General features: G+C 59.1%; 13 protein-coding genes. All 13 read right to left on the bottom strand.

Going from position 1 to position 14,259, the window contains the following annotated elements; genetic code table 11:
- Window positions 1-25: 25 nt before the first annotated feature.
- The 13 genes from hisG to AAGF34_RS01175 all read right to left on the bottom strand — a co-directional run bounded on the left by hisG (window position 26) and on the right by AAGF34_RS01175 (window position 14,218).
- Window positions 26-664 carry an ATP phosphoribosyltransferase gene (gene hisG / locus AAGF34_RS01115; protein WP_342618798.1) on the bottom strand — a complete coding sequence of 213 codons (639 nt, stop codon included), beginning with the start codon at window positions 662-664 and terminating at the stop codon, window positions 26-28.
- Entirely contained in the window at window positions 661-1,926 is a 1,266-nt protein-coding gene (gene murA, locus AAGF34_RS01120) for a UDP-N-acetylglucosamine 1-carboxyvinyltransferase (protein ID WP_342618799.1), read from the bottom strand. The genes hisG and murA overlap by 4 nt, the downstream gene beginning before the upstream one ends.
- On the bottom strand, window positions 1,926-2,165 hold the full coding sequence (locus tag AAGF34_RS01125; protein WP_342618800.1) for a BolA family protein: 240 nt from the start codon (window positions 2,163-2,165) through the stop codon (window positions 1,926-1,928). Before AAGF34_RS01125 ends, murA begins: the two co-directional genes overlap by 1 nt.
- A gap of 38 nt (window positions 2,166-2,203) precedes the next feature.
- Window positions 2,204-2,959 carry an ABC transporter permease gene (locus AAGF34_RS01130; protein WP_342618801.1) on the bottom strand — a complete coding sequence of 252 codons (756 nt, stop codon included), beginning with the start codon at window positions 2,957-2,959 and terminating at the stop codon, window positions 2,204-2,206.
- Window positions 2,960-3,041: 82 nt separating this feature from the next.
- A complete protein-coding gene (locus AAGF34_RS01135) occupies window positions 3,042-4,001 on the bottom strand; it encodes an ABC transporter ATP-binding protein (protein WP_342618802.1) in 960 nt (319 codons plus the stop codon).
- A gap of 28 nt (window positions 4,002-4,029) precedes the next feature.
- Window positions 4,030-4,299, bottom strand: coding sequence for an STAS domain-containing protein (locus tag AAGF34_RS01140; RefSeq protein ID WP_342618803.1), 270 nt, complete (start codon window positions 4,297-4,299; stop codon window positions 4,030-4,032).
- Between the two features lies 1 nt (window position 4,300).
- Window positions 4,301-4,945, bottom strand: coding sequence for an ABC transporter substrate-binding protein (locus AAGF34_RS01145; protein WP_342621198.1), 645 nt, complete (start codon window positions 4,943-4,945; stop codon window positions 4,301-4,303).
- A gap of 80 nt (window positions 4,946-5,025) precedes the next feature.
- Window positions 5,026-5,742 carry a VacJ family lipoprotein gene (locus AAGF34_RS01150; protein WP_342618804.1) on the bottom strand — a complete coding sequence of 239 codons (717 nt, stop codon included), beginning with the start codon at window positions 5,740-5,742 and terminating at the stop codon, window positions 5,026-5,028.
- Complete coding sequence (gene mlaD, locus AAGF34_RS01155; RefSeq protein ID WP_342618805.1) at window positions 5,739-6,218, bottom strand: outer membrane lipid asymmetry maintenance protein MlaD; 480 nt, start codon at window positions 6,216-6,218, stop codon at window positions 5,739-5,741. Before mlaD ends, AAGF34_RS01150 begins: the two co-directional genes overlap by 4 nt.
- A gap of 17 nt (window positions 6,219-6,235) precedes the next feature.
- Window positions 6,236-7,018: a lipid asymmetry maintenance ABC transporter permease subunit MlaE gene (mlaE, locus tag AAGF34_RS01160; RefSeq protein WP_342618806.1), complete on the bottom strand. Its 783-nt coding sequence runs from the start codon at window positions 7,016-7,018 to the stop codon at window positions 6,236-6,238.
- On the bottom strand, window positions 7,015-7,854 hold the full coding sequence (locus AAGF34_RS01165) for an ABC transporter ATP-binding protein (RefSeq protein ID WP_342618807.1): 840 nt from the start codon (window positions 7,852-7,854) through the stop codon (window positions 7,015-7,017). Before AAGF34_RS01165 ends, mlaE begins: the two co-directional genes overlap by 4 nt.
- 55 nt (window positions 7,855-7,909) lie before the next feature.
- Window positions 7,910-9,376 (bottom strand): glutamate synthase subunit beta, encoded by a 1,467-nt coding sequence (locus tag AAGF34_RS01170; protein ID WP_342618808.1) that lies wholly within the window; start codon window positions 9,374-9,376, stop codon window positions 7,910-7,912.
- A 69-nt stretch (window positions 9,377-9,445) separates the two neighbouring features.
- Window positions 9,446-14,218: a glutamate synthase-related protein gene (locus tag AAGF34_RS01175; protein ID WP_342618809.1), complete on the bottom strand. Its 4,773-nt coding sequence runs from the start codon at window positions 14,216-14,218 to the stop codon at window positions 9,446-9,448.
- Window positions 14,219-14,259 lie beyond the last annotated feature (41 nt).

Genomic DNA, 14,259 nt, shown 5'->3' on the forward strand with positions numbered 1-14,259 from the left:
GCAGATGGGTCGGATGGTGGAAGTGCTACTTGCCAACAGCGCCCGCAAAGGCGTTGATGATCTTGCGAATGGGTTCCTGCTTGAGCTTGAGGGCGGCCTGGTTGACGACCAGCCGCGAGCTGATGTCCATGATGCGTTCCACTTCCACCAGATGGTTGGCCTTGAGCGTGTTGCCGGTGGAGACCAGATCCACGATGGCGTCAGACAACCCTACCAAGGGTGCCAGCTCCATGCTGCCGTACAGCTTGATCAAATCCACGTGCACACCCTTGGAAGCAAAGAATTCCCGTGCGATGGAAACATACTTGGTTGCCACCTTGAGGCGCGAACCCTGTTTAACAGCCGAAGCGTAGTCAAAGTCCGCACGCACGGCCACGCTGATGCGGCACTTGGCAATCTGCAGGTCCAGCGGTTGGTACAACCCCTGGCTGCCATGCTCCAGCAAGGTGTCCTTGCCGGTAATGCCCATATCGGCACCGCCATACTGCACATAGGTGGGTACATCGGTAGCACGCACCACCAACACACGCACATCAGGTTGGTTGGTATCCAGAATCAGCTTGCGTGATTTCTCGGGGTCGTCCAGCACCTCGATGCCCGCCGCCTTGAGCAACGGTACGGTTTCTTCGAAGATGCGGCCTTTGGAGAGGGCTAGGGTAATCATTTCACGCGCTCGATATCTGCGCCAATGCCGCGCAATTTGGTTTCCATCTGGTCGTAGCCTCGATCCAGGTGATAGATGCGATCAACCAACGTTTCGCCATCTGCCACCAAGCCGGCAATCACCAGGCTGGCGGAAGCGCGCAAGTCCGTGGCCATCACGGTAGCGCCCGACAGGCGTTCAACGCCTTCAATCACAGCCACTTTGCCATCAATCTGGATATGCGCACCCAGGCGCACCAACTCGTTGACGTGCATGAAGCGGTTCTCAAAGATCGTCTCGGTCACCTTGGACGCACCATGCGAGATCACGTTGAGCGCCATGAACTGCGCCTGCATGTCGGTGGGAAAACCGGGGTATTCGGTAGTCCGGAAGCTCTGGGCTTTCAGGCGTCCTTGTGACTGCACGCGGATGCCGTCCTCCAAAGCAGTCACCGTGGCGCCAGCTTCACGCAACTTGTCGATGACCGCGTCCAGATGGTCGGCACGCCCGTGCTTGAGCACTACGTCACCACCGGTTGCCGCCACGGCGCAGAGGAAGGTGCCAGTCTCGATGCGATCCGCCACCACCTGGTGCGCACAACCGTGCAGGGACTCCACCCCTTGAATCCGGATACGGCTGGTGCCATGGCCTTCGATCTTGGCGCCCATCTTGATCAGCAGCTCTGCCAGATCGGGAATCTCGGGCTCTTGTGCAGCGTTCTCCAGCACGGTTTCGCCTTCGGCCAGAGCAGCCGCCATGAGGAAGTTCTCCGTTCCAGTCACAGTCACCATGTCGGTGGCAATGCGCGCGCCTTTCAGACGCTTGCGGCCGTGGGCCAACTTGGCCACCATATAGCCGTGCTCCACCACAATGTCGGCCCCCATGGCAGCCAGACCTTTGAGGTGCTGGTCCACAGGCCGGGAACCAATGGCGCAGCCGCCGGGCAGCGATACCTTCGCATGACCAAAGCGCGCAACCAAAGGCCCCAACGCCAGCACCGAGGCGCGCATGGTCTTGACCAATTCGTAGGGCGCCTCAGGGTTGTTGAGGGATGCCGCATTCAGCTCCACCGAACCGTCCTCACGCATTTCCGCACGCACACCCATGTTGCGGATCAGCTTGAGCATGGTGGATACATCTTGCAGGCGCGGAACGTTTTGCAGCGTCAAGCTGTCCGCAGTCAACAGGGCTGCGCACAACTCGGGCAAGGCGGCGTTCTTGGCCCCAGAGATCAGCACCTCGCCAGCCAGCTGGCGTCCTCCGCGAATCAGTAACTTGTCCATCAGGCTTGGGCGGCCCACTCGGCCGGTGTGTAGGTTTTCATGGATAGCGCGTGCACCTCATCGGTCTTGATGCGTGCGCCCAGTGTGGCGTAGACCTGTTGGTGGCGTTGGATCAGACGCTTACCCTCAAATGCACTGGAAACGATGGTGGCAAACCAGTGGCGGCCATCCCCCTCGAGCTCGCAACGCTCGCAGGACAGACCGGCGGTGATAAGGGATTTGAGTTCTTCAGCTGTCATGGAAAGTGCGGGCAAGCCCAAAGGTAATAGGAGGCGCTTCAGCTACGGATTTTGTAACCTGTGCGCAACAAGTGCAAAGCCACCAGGCTGACTGCCACCATGGTCGCCCCCACCACGGAGAAGCTCAACCATGGCGACACGTCACTCACGCCAAAAAAGCCATAACGGAAACCGTCAATCATGTAGAAAAACGGATTGAAATGGCTCACCCCCTGCCAGAAAGACGGCAGCGAATGGATGGAATAGAAGACGCCACTCAGAAAGGTCATGGGCATCACCACGAAATTCTGAAAAGCCGCCAGTTGGTCAAACTTCTCGGCCCACAAGCCGGCAATCAACCCCAACGTCCCCATCAGGGCGGCACCCATCACGGCAAACACCAGTATCCACAGGGGCGCCACAAAACTGAGGTGCGTGAAGAAAGCCGAGACGACCAGCACCCCTACACCCACCACGATACCGCGCAGCACCGATGCGCCCACGTAGGCCACAAACCAGTGCACATAGGAAAGCGGCGTGAGCAAAAGGAACACCAGATTGCCCATGACCTTGCTCATGATGAGGGACGAGGAGCTGTTGGCAAAAGCGTTCTGCAACAGGCTCATCATGGCCAGCCCCGGTACGAGAAAGGCGGTGTAGCTGACCGTGTCATAAACCTTGACGTGGTCTTCCAGCGCGTGGCCGAAGATCAGCAAGTACAGCATGGCTGTCAGCACTGGGCCGGCGATGGTCTGAAAAGCAACCTTCCAGAAGCGCAGCGACTCCTTGTACAGCAGTGTTTGCCAACCGTTCATAAAATGGCCCCCACGCTTCCCGCTACGCGTGGTGCGCCGCCCCCCACGGGGGCCTTCGCGCCTTGGGACGGCCCGGCGGCGCTCATGCTGCGACCCCCACACCCTGAACCGAGTTCTTGTTTTGTGCCATCACGTCCAGGAACACGTCCTCCAGGTCAGCCTTGCGGATTTCCACGTCATGCGCCACCAGACCAGCCTCACGCACGGCTGCCAGATAGCGCTCCACTTCCAGCGCGTCATGCGCTGGGAACTGGACGATGCGGCCGGTAATGCGGGCCTTTTCTGCCAGCGCCCTGGGCAGCTCACTGTCAATCTTGAAGCGCAGGACATTGCTGGATGCGGCCTTGAGCAGGTTGCTGGTTTTGTCCAGCGCCACGATGCGGCCAGTCTTGAGCATGGCGATACGCCCGCACAATGCCTCAGCTTCTTCCAGGTAATGGGTAGTGAGCAGCACGGTATGGCCTTCGCGATTGAGCTTGGCGATGAATTGCCAGAGGGTCTGGCGCAACTCGACGTCCACGCCTGCCGTGGGCTCATCCAGCACGATGACGGGAGGTTTGTGCACCAACGCCTGGGCCACCAGCACGCGGCGCTTCATGCCGCCGGAAAGCTGACGCATATTGGCATTGGCCTTGTCGGTCAGGCCCAGGTTTTCCAACAGTTCGTCGATCCAGGCGCCGTTGTTCTTGATGCCGAAGTACCCAGACTGGATACGCAGCAGTTCCCGCACATTGAAGAATGGATCAAACACCAGTTCCTGCGGGACCACCCCCAGGCTTTGACGTGCTCGGGCGAAATCCGACTGCACGTCGTGGCCCAGTACGCTGACTTTGCCCTTGGTCGCGCGCGTCAGGCCGGCCAGAACACTGATCATGGTGGTTTTGCCAGCCCCATTGGGGCCGAGCAGACCGAAGAATTCACCTTCTTCGATGTTGAGACTGACGTCGTCCAGCGCCAGAAACGTGCTACCGGCAGCGCTGGCTCTTGAAGACTTGGGCGACGGGTAAGCTTTGGAGACGGATTGAAAAGAGATGGCGGCCATGAGAGACCGTCATTTTACCTGGGTCGGCTCAAGCTGCTGTGAGCAGGCCTTCAATCCCGTACAAGGCGGCCAGATCCCGCAGCCGGTCGGGCAAGCCTTTGACGGCAAACAGCTTGCCTGCCCGCGCGCACTCACGGCGCACGGCCAGCAAAACCGCCAGCGCCGAGGAATCAAAATTGTTCAACGGCGCAGCGTCTATCACCACCTGCTTTTCTGCTTCCCGCTGCACATCCTGGGTGAGCTTGGCCAAACAGTCGTTGGCCTGTGTCTGGGTCAAAATGGCGGGAAGGATCAGCATGTCAGGACTTCTTGGGAGTGGCGTTGCTTTTATTGCGTTCTACCAGCGAGGTGATCAGTCCGTCAATACCCTTGGCGTTGATTTCTGCAGCAAACTGGCTTTTGTAGTTCTCCACGAGCCAGACACCCAGCACGTTGATGTTGTAAATCTTCCAACCTGCACCTTGTCCAGGCGTCTTGGCTAGGCGGTAATCCAGCTGGATCGGGTCTCCGCTGCCCTTGATTTCGGACCGCACCACGACCTCTTTGTCATCCGGACTGGCACGCAGAGGTTTCATGGATATGGTCTGGTCGGTAACCTGCGCCAGGGCACCCGCATAGGTACGCACCAGCAAGATCTTGAACTCATCCTGCAGACGCTTTTGCTGCTCAGGGGTGGCCTGACGCCAGGCGGGACCGACCGAAGAGGCCGTCATGCGCTGAAAATCCAGGTTGGGCAAGATGCGCGAATCCACCAACGCAACCACCTTGTTCATGTCTCCGGCACGGATGGACTTATCCGCCTTGATGGAGTCCAGCACCTCAACCGAAAGACGCTTGATGAGCGCATCGGGCGCTTCGTCTTCAGCGCGCGCATGCATCGCCACGCCCAGCCCCAGGATCAGGGAACAAGCAACCAACAGTTTGCGCAGGAATTCTCTTTTCATCATTTCGATCAGCAGTTGAACATGCTTTGCATTATGTACCTCGTCACATTTTCCCGAGTAATCCTGCGGTAAAGACTGTATCAAGGTGCGGTATCTTCCTCTTCCGGTGGATTGCCGTCATACTGGATATTGCGCTGGCGCTGCAGATAGGCGTCACGCCGGAAGGTGTAACTGTCCAGCGCTGCGCCTTCGAGCACATCACTGGCATTGAGGTACTTGGCCCGCAGGTCCACGACGTCCAATACGGGAAGCCAGGTCCTGGTGTCCTGGTCGCCAATGTTGTAGAGCGGTTCACCTTGCCAATCGACCGGCAAGGCTGCCACTTCGCGCAAGGTGCGCGGACCCATGATGGGCAGCACCACATAGGGCCCGGGCGGAACACCCCAGCGCCCCAGCGTCTGGCCGAAATCGGCCGTGTGCCGGTCAATGCTGAGGTCGCTTGCGACGTCAATCACACCCAGCAAACCGAAGGTGGTGTTGATCATGACCCGACCCACGTTATCGCTGAATTCCTGACCACGGCCCTGCAATGCACTATTGACAACTGACCACATGTCCTCCAGGTTGTTGAAGAAGTTTCCAACACCCTTGCGCAGCCAGTCCGGCGTCACTGCACGGTAGCCCTTGGCCACAGGCTTGAGCACCACAGTATCGACCTTGTCGTTGAAGCCGAACATGGCACGGTTGAACGATTCCATGGGGTCGCGCGGATCCGGGTGCGCCACTGTTGCACACCCCTGCAAGGCAACCAGTGCAGCCACCAGCAACCAACGTCCACAACCAGCCAAGCGCGTCATGGCTTGGCCTTGTCGGACGGTCCGTCTGCTGCCTTGCTGTAGAGGAACTGACTGATCAGGTTTTCCAGAACCACGGCGGACTGTGTGGTGGTGATGGTGTCGCCTGCTGCCAGGTTGGCAGAATCCGCACCCGCCTCAATGCCCACATACTGCTCGCCCAGCAACCCACTGGTGAGAATCTTGAGCGAACTGTCCTTGGGAAAGGCGTAGCGCTGATCCATGGACAAGCGCACCCGGGCCTGGAAGGTCTTGTCGTCGAACGTGATGGCCTCCACATGGCCGACCACCACACCTGCGCTTTTGACCGCTGCCTTGGGTTTGAGTCCGCCAATATTGTCAAACTTGGCCGTCACCGCGTACCCCTTGTCGAAGTTGAAGGTCAACAAGTTGGCCGCCTGCAATGCCAGGAATACCAGGGCTGCACCGCCGATCAACACGAACAAGCCCACCCATACATCCGTACCAGAACGTTGCATGCTTTCTTCTCCTAAACCTAAATACTGAACATCATGGCGGTCAGAACAAAGTCCAGACCGAGCACGGTGAGCGATGCCATGACCACCGTGCGGGTGGTGGCATGGGCCACGCCTTCGGGTGTCGGTTGCGCCTCAAAGCCCTGCAACAGCGCAATAAAGCTCACCGCAAAACCAAACACCACGCTCTTAATGACGCCGTTGCCGACGTCCTTCCAAACCTCCACCCCGCCTTGCATCTGGCTCCAGAAGGCACCGGAATCAATTCCGATCATGGCCACGCAGACAACCCAGCCACCGATCACGCCAACCGCGCTGAACACGGCGGCCAACAACGGCATGGCGATCACGGCACCCCAAAAGCGTGGTGCCAGAATGCGCTGAACTGGGTCAACCGCCATCATCTCCATGGCGCTGAGCTGCTCACCCGCCTTCATCAGGCCAATTTCCGCCGTCAGCGAGGTACCAGCCCGACCGGCAAACAGCAGGGCCGTGAGTACCGGACCGAACTCTCGCACCAGACTCAGGCTGATGAGCATGCCCACCGACTCTGCCGCACCAAAGCGTTGAAGCCCGTAGTAGTACTGCAAGCCCATCACAAAGCCGACGAACACACCGGACACAGCAATGATTGCCAGTGAATAATTGCCCATGAAATGCACTTGGTCACGCAGCAGCGCGGGGCGCTTGAGTGTGGCTCCTATGGACACCAGCAGACGCAGAAACAAACGCGCAGCGTAGCCCATGTCGCCCAGCTTGGCGCGCAGGGCAAAGCCCACATCGGAGGGACGATACCAGCTCATGCTTTCCCTCCTGCAGAAAAGTCCACATCTACAGTGACAGCCGGATAGTGGAAGCGCACAGGACCCTCTGGAAGGGCATTGACAAACTGGTGCACCAGCGGATTGTCGCTGTGGCGCACCTCGTCGGGTGTGCCCTGGGCAGCGATCTTGCCGTTGGCAAGGATGATGACCTTGTCTGATATCTGAAAGGTCTCCTCCAGATCGTGCGACACGATGATGCTGGTCAGGCCCATGGCGTCGTTCAACTGACGGATCAAGCGCGCAGAGGTCCCCAGTGAAATGGGGTCCAGTCCCGCAAAGGGTTCGTCGTACATCACCAGTTCAGGATCCAGGGCAATGGCACGCGCCAGGGCCACACGACGCGCCATACCACCGGACACTTCAGAAGGCATCAGGTCACGCGCACCACGCAAACCTACTGCGTTGAGCTTCATCAACACTACGTCCCGGATCAGGTCCTCGGACAGGCTGGTGTGCTCACGCAGGGGAAAGGCGACGTTGTCAAACACACTGATATCCGTAAACAGCGCGCCAAACTGGAACAGCATGCCCATCCGGCGACGCGCCAGGTACAGAGCGCTGCGGTCCATGGAGCCTACGTCCAACACGCCATCAGACACCTGCTTACCGTGCAACAGCACCTTGCCCTGCTGGGCGGTGTACTGCCCGCCAATAAGGCGCATGGCGGTCGTCTTGCCACCGCCCGACGCACCCATGAGCGTCGTGACCTTGCCGCGGGGTATGGTGAAAGACACGTCATCCAGGACTACGCGATCGCCGTAGCCAAAGCGCACATTCTGGAATTCAACGAGAGTAGTAGAGGATGAGACTGCCATAAAAACAAAAGCCAGCATGTATCTGGCTTTTGGATCATAAAGGATATGGAAAAACTCAGCGGGGCAGTGCGCTAACACCCATCAAGAACTCATCCACCGAACGTGCAGCCTGACGGCCTTCACGAATAGCCCACACCACCAGACTCTGGCCGCGACGCATGTCTCCGGCCACAAATACCTTGGGCACATTGGTGCTGTAACCACCAACCGCTTCGGTACTGGCCTTGGCATTGCCACGGGCGTCCTTGTCCACGCCGAAAGCTTCCAGCACAGTGGCCACGGGGTTGACGAACCCCATGGCCAGCAGGACTAGGTCTGCCTTCATGACCTTTTCGGTCCCGGCAACCTCGACCAGCTTGCCGTCCTTGAGCTCCACTTGCACCGTCTTGAGGCCGGTGACCTTGCCCTTTTCACCGATGAACTCCTTGGTGGAGATGGAAAACACGCGCTCGCAGCCTTCTTCGTGGCTGGAGCTGGTGCGCAGCTTCAGCGGCCAATAGGGCCAGGTCATCGGGCGGTTCTCCACTTCAGGCGGCTGTGGCATCACTTCAAACTGAGTGACGCTGACCGCACCATGGCGGTTGCTGGTGCCCACACAGTCGGAACCTGTATCACCACCACCGATGACGATGACGTGCTTGCCATCAGCACGCAGCTGGCCCTTGAGCTTGTCGCCCGCGTTGACCTTGTTTTGCTGCGGCAGGAATTCCATGGCGAAGTGAATGCCGTCCAGATCGCGGCCCGGCACTGGCAGGTCGCGTGATTGCTCTGAGCCACCGGTCAACAATACGGCGTCAAAGTCTTTCTTCAGATCTTCGGCGGAAATGGTTTCCTTGGCCCAGTTGGTGACCTTGGAATCCTTGGGCATTGCACCGACCAGCACGCTGGTACGGATGGTCACGCCTTCGGCCTTGAGCTGTTCGACACGTCGGTCGATGTGCGACTTCTCCATCTTGAAGTCGGGAATGCCATAGCGCAGCAGACCACCGACGCGGTCGTTCTTTTCGAACAAGGTCACGTCATGACCAGCGCGTGCCAATTGCTGTGCGGCGGCAAGCCCCGCGGGGCCGGAGCCGACCACTGCCACCTTTTTTCCGGTCTTGACTGCGGCAGGCTGAGGGACCACCCAGCCTTCATGCCAAGCACGGTCGATGATGGCGTGCTCAATCGACTTGATACCCACGGCCTCCTCATTCACATTCAGCGTGCAAGCAGCCTCGCAAGGTGCGGGACAGATGCGCCCGGTGAATTCGGGAAAGTTGTTGGTGCTGTGCAAGGTGTCGATGGCAGCCTTCCAGTCACCCCGGTACACCAGATCGTTGAAATCCGGAATGATGTTGTTGACCGGGCATCCGTTGTTGCAAAACGGGGTGCCGCAATCCATGCAGCGCGCGGCCTGCTTGTTGGCTTGCGCATCATCCAGCCCGATGACAAATTCCTTGTAATTCTTGAGCCGCTCGGCAACGGGCTTGTAGCCCTCCTCGATGCGCTCAAACTCTATGAATCCCGTGATCTTTCCCATGTTCACCCCTTGGCGGACCGATACACGCGTACCGGTCCATTAGCTCTTGAATTGCTGTACGACGATGCCTTATTTGGCAGCAACCGCTTGCTTCTTGGCAGACGCAGATGCCGCTTGGGTGGCTGCTGCGGCTTCCTTGCGTGCATGGATTTCGCCCAGGGCGCGCTTGTATTCGTTGGGGAATACCTTGACGAACTTCACGCGTGCAGCTTCCCAGTTGTCCAGCAGATCGCGAGCGCGTTTGCTGCCCGTCCAGCGGTTGTGGTCTTCCAGCAGCTTCTTCAGTTGGGCTTCGTCGGTTTCGCCACGGTGCCACACGGCCTTGTCCACGGAGGCTTGTTGTTCGGCTGTTGTCAGAACCTTGTCCAGGCTGACCATGGCGGTATTGCAGCGGCTGGCGAACTGACCATCCTCGTCATACACGTAGGCCACGCCACCGCTCATGCCTGCCGCAAAGTTGCGTCCCGTCTTGCCCAGGACCGCAACCGTGCCGCCCGTCATGTACTCGCAACCATGATCACCGGTACCTTCAACCACCGCGGTGGCGCCGGACAGGCGCACGGCAAAGCGTTCGCCCGCCACACCGCTGAAGAAGGCTTCACCCGTAGTGGCGCCATACATCACGGTATTGCCCACAATGGTGTTCTTGATGGCCTCGCCACGGAAGTCGATGCTCGGGCGCACCACCACACGGCCACCGGAAAGTCCCTTGCCGGTGTAGTCATTGGCGTCGCCAATCAGGTACATGGTGATGCCCTTGCACAGGAACGCACCAAACGACTGTCCGCCGGTTCCTTCCAACTGGATACGGATGGTGTCGTCGGGCAAACCTTCGGGGTGCACCTTGGTCACCGCACCGGACAGCATGGCGCCGACCGAGCGGTTGACGTTGCGGGCCACTTCCATGAACTGAACGCGCTCACCCTTTTCGATGGCAGGCTTGGACTTGGTGATCAGCACGTTGTCCAGCGCTTTTTCCAGGCCATGCTCCTGCTCTTCCACTTGGTAGCGGGGCACATCGGCAGGCACTTGCGGCTGCGCAAACAGTCGGCTGAAGTCCAGGCCACTGGCCTTCCAGTGCTCGATGCCCTTGCGGGTGTCCAGCAGGTCGGAGCGACCAATCATGTCGTCGAACTTTCGAATGCCCAACTGGGCCATGATCTGACGCACTTCCTCGGCAATGAAGAAGAAGTAGTTCACCACATGCTCGGGCTTGCCAGAGAACTTCTGGCGCAGCACCGGATCCTGCGTGGCCACGCCCACCGGGCAGGTGTTGAGGTGGCACTTGCGCATCATGATGCAGCCTTCGACCACCAGCGGTGCTGTGGCAAAGCCGAACTCGTCGGCACCTAGCAAGGCGCCGATGGCCACGTCGCGGCCGGTTTTCATCTGACCGTCGGCCTGCACGCGGATGCGGCTGCGCAGGCGGTTGAGCACCAGGGTCTGCTGGGTTTCGGCCAGGCCGATTTCCCAAGGGCTGCCTGCGTGCTTGATGGACGACCAGGGCGATGCTCCGGTACCACCGTCGTGACCGGCGATCACCACGTGATCGCTCTTGCACTTGGCAACGCCGGCTGCAATGGTGCCCACACCGATTTCGGACACGAGCTTCACCGATATAGAGCTGTGCGGAGCCACGTTCTTCAGATCGTGAATCAGCTGCGCCAAGTCTTCGATGGAGTAGATGTCGTGGTGGGGCGGCGGAGAAATCAGTCCAACGCCAGGCACGGAGTGGCGCAGCTTGCCGATGTAATCAGACACTTTGCCGCCAGGCAGCTGACCGCCCTCGCCTGGCTTGGCGCCCTGGGCCATCTTGATCTGGATCTGGTCAGCGCTGGAGAGGTACTCCGCCGTCACGCCAAAGCGGCCCGACGCAACCTGCTTGATGCGCGAGCGCAGAGAGTCGCCGGCTTGCAGTGGCAAGTCTACTTCCACGTTTTCTGCGCCAATCACGCTCTTGAGCGTATCTCCCACCTTGATGGGGATACCCTTGAGCTCGTTGCGGTAACGCGCCGAATCCTCGCCGCCTTCGCCCGTGTTGCTCTTGCCGCCAATGCGGTTCATGGCGACGGCCAGAGTGGCGTGGGCTTCAGTCGAGATGGAGCCCAGAGACATGGCGCCAGTGGCAAATCGCTTGACGATTTCCTTCGCGGATTCAACTTCCTCAACCGGAATGGCCTTGGAAGGATCGATCTTGAACTCGAACAAACCGCGCAGCGTCAGGTGGCGCTTGCTCTGGTCGTTGATGATCTGGGCGTATTCCTTGTAAGTGTTCCAGTTGTTGGCGCGGGTACTATGCTGCAATTTGGCGATTGCATCCGGTGTCCACATGTGCTCTTCACCACGCACGCGCCATGCATATTCGCCGCCGGTTTCCAGCGCGTTGGCCAGTACCGGGCTGTCACCGAATGCGGCGTTGTGCATGCGAATGGCTTCTTCGGCAATTTCGAACACACCAATACCTTCCACACGGCTCGGTGTACCGGTGAAGTACTTGGCAATGGTCTGTGACGACAGGCCAATGGCTTCGAACAACTGCGCGCCACAGTAGCTCATGTAGGTGCTCACGCCCATCTTGGACATGATCTTGGACAGACCCTTGCCCACTGCCTTGACGTAGTTGTAGATGGCCTTCTCGGCGCTCAGGTCACCCGGCAGATCCTTGTGGATGCTGGCCAGTGTTTCCATGGCCAAGTAGGGGTGCACCGCTTCGGCACCGTAACCTGCCAGCACGCCGAAGTGATGCACTTCGCGCGCAGTGCCGGTTTCCACCACCAGACCGGCAGTGGTGCGCAGTCCTTCGCGCACCAGATGCTGGTGAATCGCCGACAGCGCGAGAAGCGCCGGAATGGCGACCTGGGTGGCACAGATGAAACGGTCGCTGATGATCAGGATGTTCTTGCCGCTCTTGATAGCATCGACTGCCTCGGCACAGAGCGAAGCCAGCTTGGCTTCTACACCTTCATGACCCCAGGCCAGCGGGTAAGTGATGTCCAGTGTGTAGCTGCGGAACTTGCCTTGGGTGTAGGTTTCGATGTCGCGCAGCTTGGCCATGTCTTCGAAGTCCAGCACGGGCTGGCTGACTTCAAGGCGCATGGGCGGGTTGACCTGGTTGATATCCAGCAAATTGGGCTTGGGTCCGATGAAGGACACCAGCGACATCACAATCGCCTCACGGATCGGGTCGATGGGCGGGTTGGTCACCTGGGCGAACAACTGCTTGAAGTAGTTGTACAGCGGCTTGTTCTTGTCGGACAGAACAGCCAGCGGGCTGTCATTGCCCATGGAACCAATGGCTTCTTCACCTGCCGTGGCCATGGGGGCAATCAGGAACTTCAAGTCTTCCTGGGTAAAGCCGAATGCCTGCTGGCGGTCCAACAAGGACACGGTGTCGCTGACGCGCTTGGGCTCCACGCCAGCAACCACATCTGCAAACTTGTCGTCTGCGCGCTTCTCGGCAATGGCCACGTCATCCAGCTTGATGCGCAGGTTTTCGATCCATTGCTTGTACGGCTTGCTGTTGGCGAGGTTGGCCTTGAGCTCTTCGTCATCAATCATGCGGCCCTGCTCCAGATCGATCAGGAACATCTTGCCTGGCTGCAAACGCCATTTGCGCACGATCTTGTTTTCGGGCACGGGCAACACCCCCGACTCGGAACCCATGATGACCAAGTCATCATCCGTGATGCAGTAGCGCGAAGGACGCAGACCGTTGCGGTCCAGGGTGGCGCCGATCTGGCGTCCGTCGGTGAACACGATGGATGCTGGGCCATCCCATGGCTCCAGCATCGCGGCGTGGTATTCGTAGAACGCCCGGCGACGTGGGTCCATGGTGGTGTGCTGCTCCCAGGGCTCCGGGATCATCATCATTACGGCTTGGCTGATGGGATAACCTGCCATGGTCAGCAGTTCCAGGCAGTTGTCGAAAGTCGCAGTATCCGACTGACCGGCAAAACTGATCGGATACAGTTTTTGCAGATCAGGTCCCAAGACGGGGGAGGACATCACGCCTTCACGCGCCTTCATCCAGTTGTAGTTGCCCTTGACGGTGTTGATTTCACCGTTGTGCGCGACATAACGGTAGGGATGGGCCAGCGGCCACTCGGGGAAGGTATTAGTGGAGAAGCGCTGGTGCACCAGTCCCAGAGCTGAAACGCAGCGCTCGTCTTCCAGATCCTTGAAGTACACACCGACCTGGTCAGCCAACAACAGTCCCTTGTAGACCACGGTACGGCTGGACATGCTGGGCACGTAATACTCTTTGCTGTGCTTGAGCTGCAGGTTCTGGATGGCGGCGCTGGCTGTCTTGCGGATCACATACAGCTTGCGCTCCAGTGCATCCTGGACGATGACATCATTGCCACGCCCTATGAAGACCTGCCGAAGGATTGGCTCCTTCTTGCGAACCGTTGGCGACATGGGCATGTCGCGGTTCACAGGCACGTCACGCCAGCCCAGCAGCACCTGGCCTTCGGCCTTGATTGCGCGCTCCATCTCCTGCTCGCAGGCCAGGCGGGATGCATGCTCCTTGGGCAGGAAGATCATGCCCACGCCATACTCTCCCAAAGGCGGCAAGGTGACGCCTTGTGCCAGCATTTCTTCGCGGTACAGCGCGTCGGGCAACTGGATAAGAATGCCGGCGCCGTCACCCATCAGCTTGTCTGCCCCAACGGCACCCCGGTGGTCCAGGTTTTCAAGAATCTTGAGCGCGTTCTTGACGATGGCATGGCTTTTTTCGCCGCGGATATGGGCAACAAAGCCCACGCCGCAGGCATCGTGCTCTTGGTCAGTGGAATACAAACCGTGTTCGGAAAGGTGCTTAACTTCTGCAGCCGTTGTCATGGCGCGCTCCTGAAAATGACAGAGGACGTGAAGCTTAATGC

Source organism: Rhodoferax sp. GW822-FHT02A01 (assembly GCF_038784515.1).
Lineage (GTDB): Bacteria > Pseudomonadota > Gammaproteobacteria > Burkholderiales > Burkholderiaceae_C > Allorhodoferax.